Source organism: Salinibacillus aidingensis (assembly GCF_039522525.1).
Classification (GTDB): Bacteria; Bacillota; Bacilli; order Bacillales; family Alkalibacillaceae; genus Salinibacillus; species Salinibacillus aidingensis.
In genome coordinates, this window is record NZ_BAAADO010000006.1 from 117,378 (window position 1) to 136,721 (window position 19,344).

Annotated in this window: 20 protein-coding genes; 16 read left to right on the top strand and 4 right to left on the bottom strand. The window is 40.6% G+C overall.

All coding sequences use genetic code 11. The features are described from left to right. Window positions 1–118: 118 nt before the first annotated feature. The 4 genes from ABD006_RS14290 (at window position 119) to ABD006_RS14305 (ending at window position 2,841) form a co-directional block, all read left to right on the top strand. A complete protein-coding gene (locus ABD006_RS14290; protein ID WP_343842453.1) occupies window positions 119–724 on the top strand; it encodes a serine/threonine protein kinase in 606 nt (201 codons plus the stop codon). A gap of 118 nt (window positions 725–842) precedes the next feature. After that, on the top strand, window positions 843–1,148 hold the full coding sequence (locus ABD006_RS14295) for an iron-sulfur cluster assembly accessory protein (RefSeq protein ID WP_343842456.1): 306 nt from the start codon (window positions 843–845) through the stop codon (window positions 1,146–1,148). 99 nt (window positions 1,149–1,247) lie between these two features. Then, window positions 1,248–1,508 carry an alpha/beta-type small acid-soluble spore protein gene (locus ABD006_RS14300; protein ID WP_343842459.1) on the top strand — a complete coding sequence of 87 codons (261 nt, stop codon included), beginning with the start codon at window positions 1,248–1,250 and terminating at the stop codon, window positions 1,506–1,508. A 256-nt stretch (window positions 1,509–1,764) separates the two neighbouring features. Then, window positions 1,765–2,841, top strand: coding sequence for an NAD(P)H-dependent flavin oxidoreductase (locus ABD006_RS14305; RefSeq protein ID WP_343842462.1), 1,077 nt, complete (start codon window positions 1,765–1,767; stop codon window positions 2,839–2,841). Between the two features lie 138 nt (window positions 2,842–2,979). Here ABD006_RS14305 and ABD006_RS14310 read toward each other — a convergent pair whose 3' ends face one another. Continuing rightward, the gene (locus ABD006_RS14310) at window positions 2,980–4,122 is read right to left on the bottom strand and encodes a conserved virulence factor C family protein (protein ID WP_343842465.1); all 1,143 of its coding nucleotides are present in this window, start codon (window positions 4,120–4,122) and stop codon (window positions 2,980–2,982) included. A gap of 186 nt (window positions 4,123–4,308) precedes the next feature. Between ABD006_RS14310 and ABD006_RS14315 the strand changes: the two genes are divergently transcribed. From ABD006_RS14315 to ABD006_RS14345, 7 genes are all read left to right on the top strand, one after another. Continuing rightward, window positions 4,309–5,670: a GntP family permease gene (locus ABD006_RS14315; RefSeq protein WP_343842468.1), complete on the top strand. Its 1,362-nt coding sequence runs from the start codon at window positions 4,309–4,311 to the stop codon at window positions 5,668–5,670. A gap of 399 nt (window positions 5,671–6,069) precedes the next feature. Beyond that, window positions 6,070–7,023, top strand: a complete 954-nt coding sequence (locus ABD006_RS14320) for an ABC transporter permease (protein WP_343842471.1) — start codon at window positions 6,070–6,072, stop codon at window positions 7,021–7,023. Next, the gene (locus ABD006_RS14325) at window positions 7,013–7,963 is read left to right on the top strand and encodes an iron chelate uptake ABC transporter family permease subunit (RefSeq protein ID WP_343842474.1); all 951 of its coding nucleotides are present in this window, start codon (window positions 7,013–7,015) and stop codon (window positions 7,961–7,963) included. Before ABD006_RS14320 ends, ABD006_RS14325 begins: the two co-directional genes overlap by 11 nt. Beyond that, on the top strand, window positions 7,957–8,715 hold the full coding sequence (locus ABD006_RS14330; protein WP_044163184.1) for an iron ABC transporter ATP-binding protein: 759 nt from the start codon (window positions 7,957–7,959) through the stop codon (window positions 8,713–8,715). The genes ABD006_RS14325 and ABD006_RS14330 overlap by 7 nt, the downstream gene beginning before the upstream one ends. Window positions 8,716–8,745: 30 nt before the next feature. Continuing rightward, window positions 8,746–9,678 (top strand): siderophore ABC transporter substrate-binding protein, encoded by a 933-nt coding sequence (locus tag ABD006_RS14335; protein WP_425542234.1) that lies wholly within the window; start codon window positions 8,746–8,748, stop codon window positions 9,676–9,678. Window positions 9,679–9,898: 220 nt separating this feature from the next. Continuing rightward, on the top strand, window positions 9,899–10,582 hold the full coding sequence (locus ABD006_RS14340) for a SurA N-terminal domain-containing protein (protein ID WP_343842482.1): 684 nt from the start codon (window positions 9,899–9,901) through the stop codon (window positions 10,580–10,582). Window positions 10,583–10,876: 294 nt separating this feature from the next. Further along, window positions 10,877–11,860 (top strand): acyltransferase family protein, encoded by a 984-nt coding sequence (locus ABD006_RS14345; protein ID WP_343842484.1) that lies wholly within the window; start codon window positions 10,877–10,879, stop codon window positions 11,858–11,860. Between the two features lie 576 nt (window positions 11,861–12,436). Here the strand turns inward: ABD006_RS14345 and ABD006_RS14350 are convergent. Continuing rightward, entirely contained in the window at window positions 12,437–13,315 is an 879-nt protein-coding gene (locus tag ABD006_RS14350; protein ID WP_343842487.1) for an SDR family oxidoreductase, read from the bottom strand. 160 nt (window positions 13,316–13,475) lie between these two features. Here ABD006_RS14350 and ABD006_RS14355 point away from each other — a divergent pair, with 160 nt between their 5' ends. After that, window positions 13,476–14,561, top strand: coding sequence for a PQQ-dependent sugar dehydrogenase (locus ABD006_RS14355; protein WP_343842490.1), 1,086 nt, complete (start codon window positions 13,476–13,478; stop codon window positions 14,559–14,561). Between the two features lie 120 nt (window positions 14,562–14,681). Further along, a complete protein-coding gene (locus ABD006_RS14360; RefSeq protein ID WP_343842493.1) occupies window positions 14,682–15,836 on the top strand; it encodes an acyl-CoA dehydrogenase family protein in 1,155 nt (384 codons plus the stop codon). 86 nt (window positions 15,837–15,922) lie between these two features. Here the strand turns inward: ABD006_RS14360 and ABD006_RS14365 are convergent, their stop codons facing one another. Then, on the bottom strand, window positions 15,923–16,750 hold the full coding sequence (locus ABD006_RS14365) for an ABC transporter permease (RefSeq protein WP_343842496.1): 828 nt from the start codon (window positions 16,748–16,750) through the stop codon (window positions 15,923–15,925). Window positions 16,751–16,761: 11 nt separating this feature from the next. Next, complete coding sequence (locus tag ABD006_RS14370; RefSeq protein WP_343842498.1) at window positions 16,762–17,697, bottom strand: ATP-binding cassette domain-containing protein; 936 nt, start codon at window positions 17,695–17,697, stop codon at window positions 16,762–16,764. Window positions 17,698–18,001: 304 nt separating this feature from the next. Between ABD006_RS14370 and ABD006_RS14375 the strand changes: the two genes are divergently transcribed. The 3 genes from ABD006_RS14375 (at window position 18,002) to ABD006_RS14385 (ending at window position 19,342) form a co-directional block, all read left to right on the top strand. Next, a complete protein-coding gene (locus ABD006_RS14375) occupies window positions 18,002–18,379 on the top strand; it encodes a hypothetical protein (protein ID WP_343842501.1) in 378 nt (125 codons plus the stop codon). An 82-nt stretch (window positions 18,380–18,461) separates the two neighbouring features. Then, window positions 18,462–18,677, top strand: coding sequence for a DUF6366 family protein (locus ABD006_RS14380; RefSeq protein ID WP_343842503.1), 216 nt, complete (start codon window positions 18,462–18,464; stop codon window positions 18,675–18,677). A gap of 134 nt (window positions 18,678–18,811) precedes the next feature. Then, window positions 18,812–19,342, top strand: a complete 531-nt coding sequence (locus ABD006_RS14385; RefSeq protein ID WP_343842505.1) for a VanZ family protein — start codon at window positions 18,812–18,814, stop codon at window positions 19,340–19,342. The last annotated feature ends 2 nt before the right edge of the window (window positions 19,343–19,344 follow it).

The window sequence follows — 19,344 nt, forward strand, 5'->3', positions numbered from 1 at the left end:
AAAATGCAATTGAAAAAAATATATGATAAAAGAAAGGTATGTGATAACGAATCACATACTTTTCTTTTTCCCGGGAATGTTCAGTGGAAAAGACCTGAAATGGAGAGGATAATCCAGAATGAAACCTATTGGGGATTTGGTTGAGAAGGTGACATTTCACAAAACAAGGATTCGTTCACATCCTGATGAGCTTATCTTAATCGGTAAAGGAAGAAGTGCTGCTGTATTTAAAGTTGCAAATACAGACAAGGCAGTTAAAATATTTTATCCCTCCTGCGAATACCTGGCAAAGCAGGAAATAAATATTTACAGGCAATTAAATAACGATCAGTATTTCCCTGCTATTTATGGTGAAGGCAGGAATTATTTTATCTTAGAATATTTATCTGGGATTACCTTTTATGAATGCCTATGTCAGGGAATTGAAATAACTCCTGAGATGGTAAAACAGGTAGATCAGGCGATGAATTTTGCCAAATCAAAGGGATTAAACCCTTCTGATACTCACTTGAAAAATATCATTCTTACCGGTCATGGGCAGGTAAAGCTTATTGATGTTGCCCGCTTTAAACAAACCAAAGAATGCAGGCAGTGGGACGATTTAAAGGCCACCTATCAGAAATTTTATCGCTTAAAATATTTCCCGAAAAAGTTTCCAAAGCTTATTATTGAAATGATTGTGCGTCTATATCGGTATAAATTGCTGCCTCAGTCTATTTTCTAACCTGATAATACGGAAACATCCTGTGTGCATAATAGTATAGCTGAAATTCCCTTTTGCTTTATTTTTGTCTAAAATTAAGGATATAATATGAAAAGATGAATTTTTAGGAGGACTAAACATGGAAGTAAAAATCAACCGCTTAGCCGGTAAGGAACTCAAACGTATGTTAGCGACCAAGGAAGCTGAAGGAAAAATGATACGGGTCAGTGTTTCCCATGTACACGGAGATCACGCCCATTATGATATTGGTATCGATACACCTAAAGAAGATGATGAAATTGTAAAGACAGATAAAGATGTAGAAATTTTATTAAGTAAACAGGAAGAAGAATGGCTGGATGGGATTTGGATTCAGTTCTTCCAGGTTCCGGAAGAAGAGTTTGTCGTTACAAATCCGAAAAAGGGACACCATCATCACCATTAAATTTCATAAATCCCTCCATTCAGTAAAACATAATGAGAGGGGGCAAGGGTTTCCCCGCAGAAAGGTCATACTCGAATCTGGAAAAGAGGAGAGATACGGATGACCGAAAGAAATAACAATAAAATTCTTGTACCAGAGGCTCGCCAAGGCCTGGACCATCTGAAGGCACAAGTTGCTCATACCAATTCTCCCGATGAGGCTAAATATGAAATCGCTGAGGAACAGGGAATACCCCTTCAGCACGGTGACAATGGGGATTTAAAAGCAAAGGATGCCGGGAAAATTGGTGGCGAAATTGGCGGCAACATGGTACGGGAAATGATAAAAATGGCTGAAGAGCAATATAACCGAAAGCAGTAATAGAAAAGGGAGCTATCATATACAGATAGCTCCCTACTTATATCCGTATTTATGTTGAAGCTGATAAATCTCATTCATCATTTCCTCACTGACAACTTCATCATCAGGATACGATTCCATCAGAACACAATAAAATATGAGGTGATAGATAATTCTGAAAACTAATCGGATTTTGTGATATAATCTTGGGAAAAGCTGGAGGTCAAATGAAATTGATTTCCAGCTTTTTTAAATCATTTACAAATGAGGTGTATAGATGGATTTGAAAACGAAGGTGACTGAACGTTTGCTTATTCAGTATCCGATTATTCAGGCCCCTATGGCTGGTGGTGTAACTACATCAGAATTGGTTGCTGAGGTATCGAATACCGGGGGATTAGGTATGATTGGAGCAGGTTATATGACTCCGGATCAAGTGAGAAAGCAAATTAGAGAAATCAAAGAATTAACGAATGCTCCCTTTGGTGTGAATCTGTTTGTTCCCGGTGAATTTGATACGACCGAAAAGGAATGGCAAGAAGCAAATCAGGCCTTACAACCTATCCGTAACCAGTTGAATATTCCTGATGATAAGACGGATGCTCCTGTATTTGATCATTTACTGGAAACCTTTCAGGAACAAATGAAAGTAATTCAGGAAGAAGAGGTTCCGATTTGCTCCTTCACATTTGGGATTCCTTCCAAGGATACCGTAAAGCAATTGAAAAGTCAGGATATTATATTAATAGGTACAGCTACAACAGTTAAAGAAGCAATAGAAATTGAACGAAGCGGTATGGATATCGTTGTTGTTCAGGGGAGTGAGGCTGGCGGACATCGGGGGGATTTCAGTCCGGATAATCAGGATGGTTTAGTTGGCTTGATGTCTTTAATTCCTCAGGTAGTTGACCAGGTTCGAATCCCGGTTATTGCGGCAGGAGGAATAATGGATGGAAGAGGCTTAATGGCATCTCTCTGTTTAGGAGCTGAGGGGGTACAGATGGGAACGGCATTTCTGACATGTAAGGAAAGTGGAGCCAATCCCCTGCATAAACAGGAAATCCTTCAAGCCCAGGAAGATCAGGTTGTTTTGACCCGGTCCTTTTCAGGTAAATGGGCAAGAGGCATACATAATCAGTTTATTTCTGAGTTCAGTCAGAAGGAAGCTACTATCCCTGATTATCCAGTACAGAATAGCTTAACAAAAGGAATCAGGAAAGCTTCTGCATCACAAGGGAATCCGGAGTATATGTCCTTATGGTCCGGTCAAAGTCCAAGGCTTGCGAAAGATCAAACGGTAAAGACATTAATGGAGAGTGTCATTACGGAGGCGAAACAGGTAAGTGTGGAATAAACAGTTCATTGTAAGATAGAAATCGTTCATTCTTAAAGCTCTCCTATCAAGCAGAAAACTGCACCCTTAAGGATCAAATCATCCTTTGAGTGCAGTTTCATTTTTTTGCTAAATTTCCGGGCTGTGTTTTTTGGTTATCTATTTGTTATTGGTCGCCTGAGTCATTTGATGCCAGACAGAACCTTTAGCTTCATGTCCTCCTTCAATGCGTTCAATGGCCATGTTAATTTGGAGACGAACTTCAAACTCAGAATCATCCGCGGCTTCATGCAAGGCAGGAAGAGCCGATTCATCGCCCACTTCATATAGGAACATGGCTGCCCTCCATCTCACCAACTTACTCGAATCTTTTAAGGTTTTAACCATTTCCGGTATAGCTTCCTTAAAACCAAGGTCTGAAAGGCAATCGCCCGCTGTCCGGCGAACCGTAACGACTCTGTCCTGCAGCGCCTTATAAAGATAAGGGAGGACTTTACGATCTTCAATCATACCTAAGTAGGCCGTTGCAATCCTTCGTACAGACATTTTTTCATCATCCAGGGCCTTATCTAAAACAGGCAAATCTTCCAAGTCTGGATCATCCATTCGATCTAATGCTGCATAGCGTACCTTCCAATCCGGGTGATCCAGTGTTTCCAAGGAGACTTTATGTTTTTCTTTCGTTTTTGCAGACTCTTCTTCCGGTTTGGGGTGAAGAGCCTGTTCGGCCAATTCATCCAGACGCTCTTCATCATAGCTCGCGGATAATTCTTCCACAACATCTTCTCCGATATCTTCGGGAGCTCCATAACGAGGACTTTGCTCCACCCATTTTCTCTCCATTACAAAAGATGGTGTCTCTGCTGAAGCTTTCATGACGGCATTCATAAACCGCTCAGGTAAGCCGAATCGTTTTTCTTCATTTCCGTCCTCAATTTTTACCTGCATGGGAATATCCCGGAACATTTGAATAAACACACTGATCTCACCAAATGGCTCCCGGTTCAGAGCACCAGCTTCCTGTGTATTTTCCGTTTCGCCGGATTCTCCAAATACTTCCCGCACTTTAGGTAAGATTTCCTCCCATGCCAGCCTTGGATTCCGATCCAGCGCAATAAAATCAGCCACATGATAAATATTTTTTACCCCTTCAATGGCAAACAGATCCTTTATAAATGAAGGAGCATTATCCAGATTGTCATCCGGTTTATAATTGTATGTTTCTCCTTCAGGCAATGGTTCACTCAGAATAATCTTCATTGAATTCGGACTTGGTGTCGGTTCAATTGAAATAATCTTCATAACTACCACCTCACTGACAGCTTCTTTGCCATTATTGTAAACGATTCGGAAGACAAAGAAAAGCAAAGGTAACCTGTTGGGTGAATGAAAGGATCTTCGTATATAAAACGGACAAGAGACATATGCCTTAGTAAAGGAATTTTCATAATTTTATGATAATTTAACAAAAATGAATGGGGTGGTTACATGGAAGGTTTCGGTCTGTTAGTGCTGATTGTTTTAGGTGTTCTCTTTATTATTTTTGCAACGGCCAAATGGAAGCTTCATCCCTTTATATCACTTATACTGGCTTCGTTTGGCATTGGTCTCTTTGGCGGATTGCCGTTAATGGATGTTGTTGAAGCTGTTAATGGCGGATTTGGAGGTTTAATGGGTGGTATCGGGTTAGTTATTGTGTTTGGAACCATCATTGGAATTATTCTGGAAAAGTCGGGTGCTGCCCTTCGAATGGCTGAAGTAATCCTGCGTATAGTTGGGGAAAAACGGCCTCAACTAGCGATGAGCCTGATCGGATCAATTGTCAGTGTACCTGTTTTTTGTGATTCAGGCTATGTGATTTTGTCGTCACTCAAAAAAGCATTGGCTAAAAAAGCTAAGGTCGCAGTCGCATCAATGGCAATTGCGTTAGCCACAGGTTTATTTGCGACCCATACGTTAGTTCCGCCAACTCCCGGACCCATAGCTGCAGCAGGAAACATTGGGGCGGAAAATTACCTGGGAACCATTATTCTGATTGGTGTAGTGGTTGCCATTCCGACAATTATTATGGGCTATATATGGTCTGTGAAAGTCGGTACAAAAATTAAAATTGAAGGAGAGGCTGATGACCAATCTCCTTACGACTATCAAACGATCATTGATCAGTTTGGAGAAATGCCGTCTGCTGCCAAATCCTTTATGCCAATTGTTGTCCCTATTCTGCTCATCGGATTTGGATCTGTGATTACATTCGCAGGGTGGTCTGGTACCATCTTTGACATATTTCTATTTTTAGGTTCACCGGTCGTTGCTTTATTGGCAGGGGTTCTGTTTGCCTTTCTACTATTGCCTAAATTCGATGAAGAGACTTTGTCTGAGTGGATTGGAATGGGCATAAAGGAAGCAGCCCCAATCTTACTTATTACAGGAGCAGGGGGCGCTTTTGGGAATGTAATCAGTTCTACTTCTGTTGCAGAATATATTCAGGGATTTGGCGACAATGCATTTTTTACCGGTGCCATGTTCCTGTTGATTCCGTTCCTGATTGCAGCAGGTTTAAAATCGGCTCAAGGCTCTTCAACGGCTGCAATTGTTATTACATCTACACTTGTTGCGCCTTTATTGATGGAAGTAAGTATTTCAGGTGCTGTTCCTCTTGCGTTAGTTGTTATGGCCATTGGAGCAGGTGCTATGGTCGTATCCCATGTGAATGACAGTTATTTCTGGGTGGTAAAAGAATTCAGTGGTATGTCCGTGACACAGGCGTATAAAGCCCAGACAGCAGCCACACTCCTCCAGGGCATCGTCGCTTTTGTTTTTACCTTTATTTTGTGGATTCTGTTCGTCTAATGTCCTGCCAGTTGATGAAGTGAGATTAAGCTTCCAAAGTCATTTGCTTTGGAAGCTTTTTTATCACGCATGAACTGGCCGTAATATCCCCACTTCAAGTTTTGAGGGAAAAACTGAGACTAAACGGCTGATTCCTCAGATGTATATCCACCAGCCCTGTTCCCGGCACAGAAGGAGCACCTCCACATCCCCAACCGACAAACTCTCCTAAAATAACAAAAAAAGTTCTCTTGAATATGTATTGACAATCATTATCAATGAGCTATAATGGAGATGTCTAATTGATAATGAATCTCATTTTCATTATTTGAAATAATTCTAATGTGGGCAGATAAAAATCAGATCAACGTTGGTCCAGATTAAAATGATTTTAATTTTTACAGGTAATGAGGAATTTACATGAAGAAGAGATATTTACTCATTGTACTTCTGATTCTTTCCGTGATATCACTGTTTATCGGTGTATCGGATATTTCACCATCCGATTTATTGAACCTGCAAAGTGAAGAGGTACAAATCTTATATGTAAGCAGGGTGCCACGCTTAATTAGCATTATTATTGCAGGGATGAGCATGAGTGTCGCCGGTTTAATTATGATGCAGCTTACAAGAAACCGGTTTGTATCGCCCACAACAGCAGGTACGATGGATTCTGCCCGGTTTGGGATCTTAGTTTCGCTGATGGTCTTCACCTCAGCAAGTCCCTTACAAAAGATGCTTGTTGCTTTTGCCTTTGCTTTACTGGGGACCTTTATCTTTATGAAGATCCTTGACCAGGTGAAATTCAAGGATACGATATTCATCCCACTGGTAGGCTTAATGTTCGGGAATATTGTGAATTCATTATCGACCTTTTTTGCTTACAAAAATAACCTGATCCAAAACATGTCGTCCTGGCTTCAAGGAGATTTTTCTTTAATTATTCAGGGTCGTTATGAATTGTTATTTCTAAGCATCCCGCTGCTGATCCTGGCTTACTTTTTTGCTAATCGCTTTACCATTGCCGGGATGGGAGAGGAATTCGCAAAAAACTTAGGCCTGAATTATCGTCAGGTCGTAAATATTGGCTTAGCCATAGTTGCGATGGTGAGCGCTGTTGTTGTTTTAACCGTAGGAATGATTCCTTTCCTGGGTCTGGTCATCCCGAATATCGTTACCATTTATCGAGGAGATCATTTAAAAAACAATCTGCCGCACACAGCGATGCTTGGGGCCATATTTGTCCTTGCATGTGACATTTTAAGCAGAGTCATTATTTATCCTTATGAAATCGCTATAGGACTTACAGTAGGTGTTGTTGGAAGTGCAATATTTGTTTATTTACTAGTTAGGAGAAAGGCATATGGGCTATAAGACAAAGATCTCCGTTTTAACTGGACTAAGCGCAATTCTTATTCTCGTATTCTTATTTACCGATATTTCCGGGAATTGGAGCTATATATTATCCAGAAGAATCACAAAACTCGCAGCTATAATCCTGACAGGAGCTGCGATTGCATTTTCAACCGTTGTCTTTCAAACGATTACAAATAATCGAATTCTGACTCCCAGTATCCTTGGCTTAGATTCATTATATATGCTCATTCAGACCTTTTTGATTTTTGCATTTGGTTCTATGAAGTTGACCATGCTCAATCAAAATATGAATTTCCTGCTTTCTGTCGGACTTATGATTGCTTTTGCGGGCCTGTTATATAAACTCCTGTTTAAAGGCGAGCAGCAGAACATTTACTTTCTTCTATTAATCGGGCTAGTGATTGGTACATTATTTGAAAGTCTATCAACCTTTATGCAGGTTTTATTAGATCCTAACGAGTTTATGGTCGTTCAGGATCGGATGTTTGCAAGCTTTAACAATGTCAATGATGAGCTTTTAATCATATCCAGTATTGGTCTGGCAGCGATAACCTTATACGCACTGAAATTTCTTAAGTACCTGGATGTTCTCTCGTTAGGTAGGGACCAGGCTGTTAATTTAGGCGTCAACTACGACTATGTAATCAAGCGTCTGCTGATTATTATTGCGGTGATGGTTTCTGTTTCCACAGCCCTTGTTGGCCCCATTACATTTTTAGGATTGCTGGTTGCCAATGTGGCCCATGAGTTTATGAGAACCTATCGTCACCATTACTTAATTCTGGGTGCTGTTTTAATCAGTTTCGTCGCGTTAATTGGTGGCCAGCTGCTGGTGGAAAGAGTTTTCACCTTCTCCACAACATTAAGTGTGATTGTCAACTTTGTCGGCGGTGTGTATTTCATCTATCTTTTGTTAAAGGAGAGTAAAAAATGGTAGAGTTAAAAAATCTTTTAAAAGAGTATGGAGATAAGCCAGTTGTAGAAGATGTATCATTAAACATTCAAAAGGGAAAAATCACTTCTTTTATCGGACCGAATGGGGCTGGTAAAAGTACCCTTGTATCCATGATTGCTCGTCTAATTGCAAGGGATGAAGGTGAGGTCTATATCGATGGAATGGAAATCAGCCGCTGTAAAAGCAATGATCTTGCTAAAAAAATCGCCATTTTAAAGCAATCTAATTTTATTAATATTCGCTTACGTGTGAAGGAACTGGTTTCATTTGGGCGCTTTCCTTACTCAAAAGGGCGTTTAACAAAAGAGGACTGGAAATTTGTAGATGATGCCATTGCCTATATGGGTCTTGAGGATATGCAGGATAAATATCTGCATGAATTAAGTGGAGGTCAGAAGCAGCGTGCATACATAGCGATGGTGCTGGCCCAGGATACAGAGTATATCATTTTAGATGAGCCGCTTAACAACCTGGATATGAAGCACTCGGTTCAGATTATGAAAACACTCAGGAAGCTTGTTAATGACATGGGAAAGACCATTGTCATTGTTATACACGATATTAATTTTGCTTCCTGTTATTCCGATTACATTGTCGCATTAAAGGATGGGAAACTGGTGAAGGAAGGAACCACAGATGAAATCATTGAGCCATCTGTTTTAAAAGAAGTATACGGAATGGACTTTAATATCGAAAACATCGACGGCAATAAAATATGTGTGTATTTTTCATAGAGTGATTCAGTGAGGAGGAGTCATATGAATATCAAAAAGATGGGAATTGCAGGGGTTGTCTTCATTTCCTTATTGGTACTTGGCGCATGTGGTGGAGGAAATTCTGATTCATCACAGACTTCAGGAGGAGAAACGATCACGATTGAACACCAGCTAGGTAAGACTGATGTACCGAAGAATCCGGAAAAGGTTGTCGTGTTTGACTATGGTATTCTGGATTCCCTTGATAAGATGGGGGTTGAAGTAGCAGGCGTACCGAAAGCGAGTCTTCCGCCTTATCTATCCAAGTTTGAATCGGATGAATATGAGAACATAGGAAGTTTAAAAGAACCGGACTTTGAAAAAATTGCCGAAATCAATCCTGATCTGATTATTATTTCAGGAAGACAGCAGGATTTATATGAGGAGCTGAACGATATTTCCTCTACAATTTTCCTTGGGGTGGATACGACCAGATATATGGCATCCTTTAAAGAAAATATGAAAACCCTGGGGAAAATCTATGAGCAGGAAAACTTCATTAAGGAAGAACTGGCGAAAGTAGAAGATTCCATAAAGGACATTCAGGATAAAGCAGAACAGGTGGAAAATTCACTTGTCGTTCTGTCCAATGAAGGAAGTCTTAGTGCTTATGGACCTGAATCACGTTTTGGTTTGATTCATGACGTATTTGGTCTTCCGGCCGTAGCCAAAGACTTGAAGGTATCCACACATGGTCAGAGCATCAGCTTTGAATTTTTAGTGGAAAAAGATCCTCAGCATTTATACGTCATTGACCGAACCGCAGCCATTGGCGGGGATGTTTTGGCAGAAGAAGCTTTGGATAACAAGCTTGTAAGAAAGACACGTGCCTATCAGAATGACCATATTACTTATTTAGATCCAAATTACTGGTATTTATCCGGTGGCGGTCTGGTTTCCGTTTCCGAGATGATCAGTGAAATTGAAAGCAGTTTGGAGTAAATAAAAGAATAACGGGCTGTTTGGCGTAAATGGTTATTTTCAGGCTGAACAGCCCTTTTTGTATAATGATATGTAATTGTAAAACATTTGTAAATAATCCCTTGCTATACCGCGAAATTGCCCATTACTTCCTTATTCTGCTTTTGATCTTACTTGAATTATGAAACCAAACATGATTCAATAGGATTTGCATTCTAAAAAGAGGAGTGAACATTCATTTATGAAAAAGCTTTTATTAAGTTTGGCTGTTATTCTGGTCCTCACCCTTGCAGCATGTTCAGGTGATGAAAATGGGGACAAGAAGGAAGAAAGCCAAAATTCCAATGATCAAGAAGTAACGAAACAAGTTGATGATGATAAAACAGTAGCAAAAGTTAATGGTGAAGAATTGAAGGGTGAAGAATTCAATTTAATTTATCAGCAATTTTCCTCCAGACTTCAGGGACAGGATGTTTCTGAAGAACAATTGGAGAAGAGAGCATTAGATCAATTTGTTGGACAAGAACTAGTGTTACAAGCGGCAGAAAAAAATGGCCTTGAAGCAACGGAAAAAGAAATTAATGAAATGTTAAATCAGCAATATAAATCTCAGTATGATAGTGATGAGGCCTTCCAAAAAGATTTAGAGAAGAATAATTTAACAGAAGAAGATATAAAAAGTAATATTGCGGATCAGTTAGCATTCAGTAAATATGTTGAAGAAAATACAGAGGTAAGTGAACCAACAGAAGAAGAAATTCAGAAAGCATTTGAACAGATAAAAAAATCATCGGAAGAAGACGTTAAACTTAAAGATGTAAAGCAAATGATTGTTTCTACAATTAAACAGCAAAAACAGCAGGAAGAAGTCCAAAAACTGTTTGATCAGCTAAGAGAAGATAATGAGGTTGAAATCCTGCTTTAAAACGGATATGAAAATGAAATAACACGGTGTTAAAAAGGCATACCTATCCACAAAGTGGCTAGGTATGCTTTTGTTTTTGAAATATTATATATAACCAGAATATAGGACTAACCTTTATCCAAATGGGCCTTTTTCTCATTTTTCCTGTTATACGTTTTGACGCATGTAAATCGGGGAAGGTATCTGCACGTAATAAACCCGTAAATGAAGTGTAATGTGATGTATCCCCATCCTGGCGATCAGGGATCCGAATACTGTAACGGATCATGATTTTGCTAAAAAGAGGTGAGCGTGATGAGGTCTGAAACAAAACGGGATCCTTATTTCGATAATGCGAGATTTATTCTTATTTTTCTTGTGGTGATTGGCCATATGATTAGTCCTTATCGCGATCATTCGCAGCTACTGGATACGGCGTATAAATTTATCTATACCTTTCACATGCCGGGATTTATCTTAATTGCCGGATATTTTGCCAAGAACGTATTCCGGAAAGGGTACACTCAAAAGCTGATGAAAAAGCTACTGCTCCCTTATTTTATTTTCCAGACGATTTTTTCCGGATTTTTTCTTGTTGTAGAGGGGAATCAGGGGTTTACCTTATTCGATCCTGAATGGACTTTATGGTTTTTACTAAGTATGCTTGGTTGGCATTTATTGTTAATTGTCTTTGCCAGAATCCCCTATTCCCTTACACTGGCACTCATAATTGGTCTTGTTATTGGGATGGTACCAATGATTGGAACGTACTTGAGTTTATCCAGAACCTTTGTGTTTTTCCCGGTCTTTCTTTTAGGCTACAAGCTGAAAAAAGAGCATTTTGAAATCTTAAGAAATCCAATTTATCAAAAAGCAGCTATTGTATTTTTAATCGGGCTATTCATCTCCTATCATACTATATTGAGTGATTTAACTACGGACTGGCTGCTGGCATCTTCCTCTTATGCAGATATTGGTGTTGAGGAAACGTATGGTATATGGATGCGTTTATTTATTTATGGAGCTGTCTTCCTGGCGACCTTTAGTGTGCTTTCACTGATTCCGAACCGAAGTTTTCCATTTACCCATCTAGGGGGGAGAACCCTTTACATTTATTTGCTGCATGGATTAGTGGTGAAAACGCTGGATTTAACGCCAATATTTGAAACAATCACGGAGTCGGGCCAGCTGTGGCTATTTCTTGTGCTATCTATTGCAGTGACGCTTCTATTAGGTTCGCGGCCTGTAACGAAATCGGTAAAGCCTTTAATAGAGCCGTATAAGGTCTTCAGTAGTTAAGCGAGGCTTTGACAAAGTGTATTCGCTAAAGGTAAATTCGAATTATGATAGGAGTAGGAACCGCCGCTACGGAAAGATACTTCGCTTTCCGTGGGCGGCTGGTGAGCCTCCTCGTGCTATCGCACTGCGGGGTCTCACCTAGGCCTTCCTCCCACGACGAACAGGACGTTCTAGTGTCGGCGTTGGCACAGGACGTGCCGCTTTTAGCCGACCAGGAGTCTACGTATCTGTCCTCCGCTAAGGTAGCCTATCATCCGGTTTATGACTAAGCGAATGAGTTATGTCCCAGTCTCGCTTTGTTTACGTTTAGCTCCTAACTAAGAGGCCTTCTTTTTAAAGGTGGGAGCAGCAGGCAAAAGGAAGCCATGAAGCCCGGAAGAGCAGGATAAAATTATTAAAGTGTCCTTCATCAGGTTGATGAAGGACACTCAGGGAAAAAGTGGAGAACGGAATGGCCTTCATAGAGGGAATTAAGGCCAAAACCCAAGCATAAGGCAAGGAGAGTGTCCGTCACAGGTGCCTGCACCACGCCCAAAATGACATTTCACCCAGATAAGAAGACCGCCAAGCCCTGTGTTATGAACTGACCATAGTGCCTCCATTAACATGAATCACTTGCCCGGATACATAAGCGGAATCGTCTGAGGCTAAGTATACATAAGCGGGAGCAAGCTCATAAGGCTGTCCGGCCCGGCTGAAGGGAACGTTTTGGCCAAATGTGCTCACATGCTGCTCGGAAAAACTGGCTGGAATGAGAGGGGTCCAGATAGGTCCGGGAGCAACTGCATTCACATGGATTCCCTGTTTGGCTAAGTTTTGAGACAGGGCTCTTGTAAAACCAACAATGGCTCCTTTTGTTGCTGAGTAATCAATCAGCTGGTCATTTCCCTCATAAGCGACAACGGAGGTAGTATTAATAATTTTTGCTCCTGTCTGCAACGATGGAAGAGCAGCCTTGGTTAAGTAAAAGTATGGATAAATATTCGTTTTAAAAGTTAAATCCCATTGTTCAGAGGTAATATCAAGAAAATTTTGCTGAGGAAATTGGACCGCATGATTATTGACCAGGATATCAATTTGGCCAAAGTGATTCATCGTCTGACTGATTACATGTTGACAGTGGGATTCATCCTTCAGATCCCCTGGTATCGGCAGACATTCTTTCCCAAGCTCTTCTATTCGGCGTTTTGTACGCTCAATATCCTCCTTTTCATAATCAGAAAAATACGGAATCACCAATTGAGCCCCTTCCTTGGCAAAGGCAATAGCGGCAGCAGCCCCAATTCCGCTGTCCCCGCCGGTAATAATGGCAACTTTGTTTTTTAGTTTATCAGCACCCTTATATGCTACATCCTCAACTAAAGGACGCGGATTCATTAACGATTCTATTCCGGGCTGCTGAGGCTGGTGCTGAGGAGGAAATGCTTTTGGCTGATTTTGTGAGGATTGATTCAAACTGGATCATCCTTTCGTTTTCATCGTGAAATTATTTTTAGCTGAATTTCAGGTAATCCTTTAAGTAGTATGTGTAAGGAACAGGAGGTTAAAAGGATTTTTTGTACCTGATGACTAAAATGTAAGGAAAGGAATTTTAATGGGAGGTCAGGATTTAATCATGAAAAGAGTAGCGCTGTTTCTTTTGATCATAATGCTGGCAGCCTGCACAAATGAAAATGAGCAGGCTCCTGACAGGCAAAAGGATAAACAGGAGGCAAAGGAGACGATTCAGTCCGAAAACCCCAAAGTGATTGCTGAAAACCTGGACATCCCCTGGAATATCACAAAGGTTGAGGATACATTTTATTTAAGCCAGCGTGGGGGTTCTATTCAACAAGTGGATGGGAAGACAGGAAGGACAGTCTTACAAAATATCAACGTTACAAAAGACATTGTTCATGCCGGAGAAGGAGGATTCCTGGGTTTTATTTTAGCGCCGGATTTTGAATCCACAAACGAAGCCCTGGCTTATCATACATACGAGCAGGAGGGAAGTCTTTATAATCGTGTCATCCGCATACAATTGCAGGAGGATACCTGGGTGGAAACTGGCATTTTACTGGAGGGGATTCCGGGTGGTCAGATCCATAACGGGGGAAGACTGAAAATAGGACCTGATCAAAAGCTGTATGTAACAACAGGTGATGCCGGAGAGGCTGACCTGGCACAGGATTTACATTCATTGGGCGGAAAAATTTTGCGAATGGAATTAGATGGAAGTATACCGAGTGACAATCCATTTTCAAATTCCTATGTGTATTCCTATGGTCATAGAAATCCTCAGGGACTGGCGTGGGATAAGGATGGTCAGCTATACAGTACCGAGCATGGACAGACCGCTCATGATGAAATCAATAGGATAGAACCCGGAAATAACTACGGTTGGCCAGTGATTCAGGGGAGTGAAGAAAAAGCGGGAATGATCCCCCCTTTTTATCATACGGGTAATACAACCTGGGCTCCATCGGGGATTGATAGCAGGGAAGGAAAACTGTATATTGCAGCATTAAGAGGTACAAAAATTATAGAATTTGATATAGACACAAAGGAACAAACGGTCATTTATGATCAAAGAGACAGAGTGCGGGATATTTTTATTCAAAATGATTCCTTGTATGCCATAACGAATAACCGTGACGGACGGGGTACTCCTAAAGAAGGGGACGATAGGCTGATTAAAATAAATTTGGAAACAGAAGGCTGAAATACTGAAGATATCAGAAAAGTTGTGCCATTTTTTTAAATCATTTAGAATAGATAGCATAAACCCTATCAAACAAATCGGAATAATATGAACAGAATGAACTTTTGAGGAGGAATTCAATTGTCAGACTTATTTTCCCCTTTTATAAAAACAGACCAGCATAAAGAACTGTATCAACTGGTAAAAGAATTATCCGGTCGTGTAAAGAAGAGAGCAAAGGAAACCGATCAGCAGGCTGCCTTTTCAGAAGATAACCTGCGTGATTTAAAAGAGACCGATTATGTCACGCTGACTTTACCAAAAACATACGGGGGCAGGGAGATTTCTATTTATGAATTGCTTCTCGTTCAGGAAAAACTGGCGGAGGGTGACGGTTCAACTGCTCTTTCCATGGGGTGGCATTTAGGGGTTGTCAAAGAACTGGCAGAGGATGATCTATGGGATGAAAGCGTCTTTGACCGGTTTGCCAAGGAACTCAGCCAGGAAAAGAAAATCGTAAACCGTATTGCGTCAGAACCAGCGACTGGCAGTCCATCGAGAGGAGGAATCCCGGAAACACGCGCTGTAAGAGAGGGGGATTCCTATATCATCAATGGACATAAAAACTTTGCAACGATGGCTAGTGTGTTAGATTACTATATTGTGACAGCCTACGTTGAGGATAAAGAGGAAATTGGGTCTTTTCTCATTCCAAGTACAGCCTCAGGGATAAAAGTAGAGCGTACCTGGGATACACTTGGTATGCGTGGAACCGCCAGTGATGATTTACTATTAGAGGATGTACGAGTCGACCTGGACCACTTAGTTGAAATGAAGCAGCAGTCGAAAAAGCCTAAAGGATGGCTTCTCCATATTCCGGCCTGCTATTTAGGGATTGCTATTGCTGCCCGTAACGATGCGATCGATTTTGCCAAAAGCTATCAGCCGAACAGTCTAAACACACCGATTTCTGAAGTACCCCATATTCAGCAGAAAATTGGAGAAATGGACTTTGAGCTTCTAAGAGCACGGCAATTTATGTATGCTGTTGCAGAAAAATGGGATCAGTATCCTGAGAAACGTATGGAGCTGGGAACTGAATTAGCTGCGGTAAAAGTAGCTGCGACAAACGCAGCCAGCAAGGTAGTGGACTTAGCGATGAGGATCGTTGGAGGAAGAGGCCTGTCCAAGCATTTTGATTTTGAACGCTATTATCGGGATGTCCGGGCCGGCCTGCATAACCCGCCGATGGAAGATGCCGTCATTCAGATGCTGGCCAGAAAAGCCATTGATTAATCTGAATTAAAGTGATGACCCTCCAAAAATATTAAATACAAAAAGCCCCGTATCACTTTTAATGGGATACGGGGGGGTCTACGTACCTAGGCATTCGCGCGCTTAAAGCTGACGGTCGACAATAAAACAAGAATAGTTGTAAAAATACCAATAAATAAAACTTCTTCAAAAATCGTAATCTGTCTTCCGAATAAGGATATGTTCAGCCCCATGGCATCCAGAACGGGTGCTGATAAATTTTCGATATCAACCATAACCTTCTTCATGACATCGACCCCGTATGTCACAGGGTTGATTTTTACAATGAAATCCATCCAAGCGGGCATATTGCTAATCGGAAATAATGCTCCCGACAGGAAAATCATTGGCATTACCAGGATTTGTACAGTTAACTGAAAGCCCTGAGTTGAATTGATTAAACTGGCAAAAAGCAAGCCGAGGGAAGACAGCGCACACCCCAGTAAAAACATAAAAGGGATCACTTGAATTAAGGCCATCACATCATAGGATAACCCTAATAACGGAATCAGCAAAAAGAGCATAACTCCTTGAATGGTGGCAACAGTCGCTGATCCCAGCATTTTTCCGATCGCAATGCTGACTCGGGAAATTGGAGATACCATAATTTCCTTCATATAGCCAAAATCCTTATCCTCAATTACAGACATGGCGGAAAAAATCGAGGTCATAAGCAGGGTCATGGCAACAATTCCTGGAAAAACGAATTCCACATAGTTGAATCCTTCTGCCCCTTTCGGCATACTACCGGCCATCATTGTCTCCATCGAACCGCTCATTCCTCCACCGAAGATCAATAAAAACAGTATGGGCATGGTGAAGGATCCGAACAGCCGGGCTTTATCCCGGAAAAACTTAAGCAGATCCCTTTGCCAAATGGCGATAATTCCTTCCATGATCAGGCCTCCTATTCTTTCACCGTTTCCCCGATTTTTCTGCCTGTGAATGCTAAAAATACATCGTTCAGAGTCGGTTTACGAATATTTAATCGGGTAATTGGAATATTTAATGTCTTAATAAAGGATGAGATAAAGGCATCACTGCTCGCTACTTTAAGGTGAATCGTATCCTCTTCAACAGTGACCTTTGCTTCCTTCACTTTTTCGTTAATTTCCTTCAGGGCCTGCTCATTGTCCTCTGTAGACAGTTCAATAATATCGCCGCCAAGCTGGTCCTTTAAGGCTGTTGGAGAATCTATGGCAATAATCTCACCCTGATCCATGATAGCCACACGATCACTGATTTCAGCCTCATCCAGATAGTGAGTCGTGAGGAACATGGTGATGCCTTCTTTTTCTTTTAAGCGTAAAATATATTCCCACAAATGGGCCCGTGTCTGCGGGTCCAGGCCGACTGTCGGCTCATCGAGAAATAATACTTTTGGATAATGAAGCAGACCTCTGGCAATCTCCAGGCGACGTTTCATTCCCCCGGAGAAGGTCTCTACCCGCTGCTTCTGTTCATTGACGAGGTCAACGATTTCCAGGACTTCCTGAATTCGCTCCTCCCGTTTTTCTTTAGGAACCTTATAAAAACGACAATGAAGCATAAGATTTTCATGGGCCGTCAGCTTTTCATCAAGTGTATTTTCCTGAAAGATGATCCCGATGCTGCCACGTACAGCATCCTTATCCTTACTTACATCGTAGTCATTAATAATAATGCTGCCTGATGTAGGCTTCAGCATTGTACAGATCATATTGATGGTTGTACTTTTTCCGGCTCCATTAGGTCCCAGAAAGCCGAAAATTTCCCCTTCTTCAACCTCAAAATTAATGCCTTTTACCGCTTCCGTATTCTTGTAGGATTTCCTCAGGTTTTTTACAGAAATAATAGATTCCAAAGTTATGACCTCCATTGGAAAAAAATAGCTATTCAATATTATCCTCTTATTGAAGGAAGAAGTCAAAAACAACCCCCCCTCAATAAACAGGGCGATGAGGATAAGGGTCCAGTATCATGTGACAAAAATTCTGATTGGAGAATTAATGATAATGTTGGGTCCACGATATGAGCAGCTAAAATGGTTATAAAATAATAAAGTGGTTTGGAATTTTATGTTAACATAAGGGTAGAGTCAATGAGAACGTTTAAGTAACGATCGACAATAGAAGGTTTAGTGATTGGATTCATTACTGGATTAGGGGGTGGCGAAAATCCGGAATATACGTATTGCCATAGTTATTTTAATGGTCATGCTGACAGGATGTTCTTCTTCACAAGGAAAAGCAATTGTATCGATTCAAGGGGAGATTGTGACGATAGATTCAGAAGATCATTCTGTCTTGGTAGGTTGCACCGATGATCTTCATTTAAAGGAAGAAGATAAGCACAATCTCATTCAATATTTATGCACGGTGAAAATTAGCGAAGAAACAATTATAAAGGCAAAAACAGGAGAGCGATTGAGTTTCAGTAACCTTAACGAGGGACAACTAGTAAAAGTGATTTTAACCAGGCCACAGGAAGTGAACAAGAATCAGGAAACCAGAGTCATGACTGCAAAGGAAATCATTGCTTATTAACCTAATATAAGGGGACTGTCCTCTCTTAATCAAGGGGACGGTAATGAAGTAATAGATTAAAAGGAACGGGGGGGAGTGGCTAATGAGTGAAAAACAGGAAACTCCTGAACAAAGAAGAGAACGGTTAAGACAAGAGGAGGGAAGAGGAAATCCTGCTGGAGATATGAATGATGCTGCGAATAGAGCAAGTAATGGAAGTCTTGTTGATTTAACAGGGAGTCTGGGTTGGAAAGGAACTGGAATTCTTGCTCTTTTTATGGTATTGGCATTTATCATTTATGCTGTATTCTTTCGCTAAAAGGGAAGGATGTAAAAGTTTGTGAAGGAATGTACTTAAGCTAACGGAGCAGGTTACTTTAATAAGGGATGAAACTAACTTGAATATTTATCGTCGTTTATATATGGGAAAAAATTTGTCGGGGATGTGTGGAATTGAGGATATACTTTCTTTTACCAGCAATAGTAATAATAGTTCTATGGTTTATTATCAAAGGTATTACCGTCATTTATAGGAAGAAAAAATTTGATTTAAAACAAGAAATAATCAATCTGCTTTTTTTGGTGAGTGTACTATGGATAATTGGAATGACCCTTTTCCCTATTGAAATTGGTATTCCTCATAGATATGGTCCATCAAATAATTTCGTACCATTTTCAAGTATAAAAGACTTACTGAGCCACTCTTATTTTATGGTACCTTTAAGAAATATTGCTGGGAATATTATTTTGTTTGTGCCGTTCGGGTTTATGCTTGCATTAAAATTCATTAAATTAAGTAGTGTACTAAGAGTTGGATTGGTGGGTTTACTGAGTTCTACATTTATTGAGTTAGTACAACTATTGATGCCAATTAGGGCTATTGATGTTGATGATATTATATTGAACACTTTAGGCTCTGTGATAGGCTTTCTTGTACTAAAAACAATTGAGAGCATCTTTCAGTTGTCTGCCAAACATAATTAAAG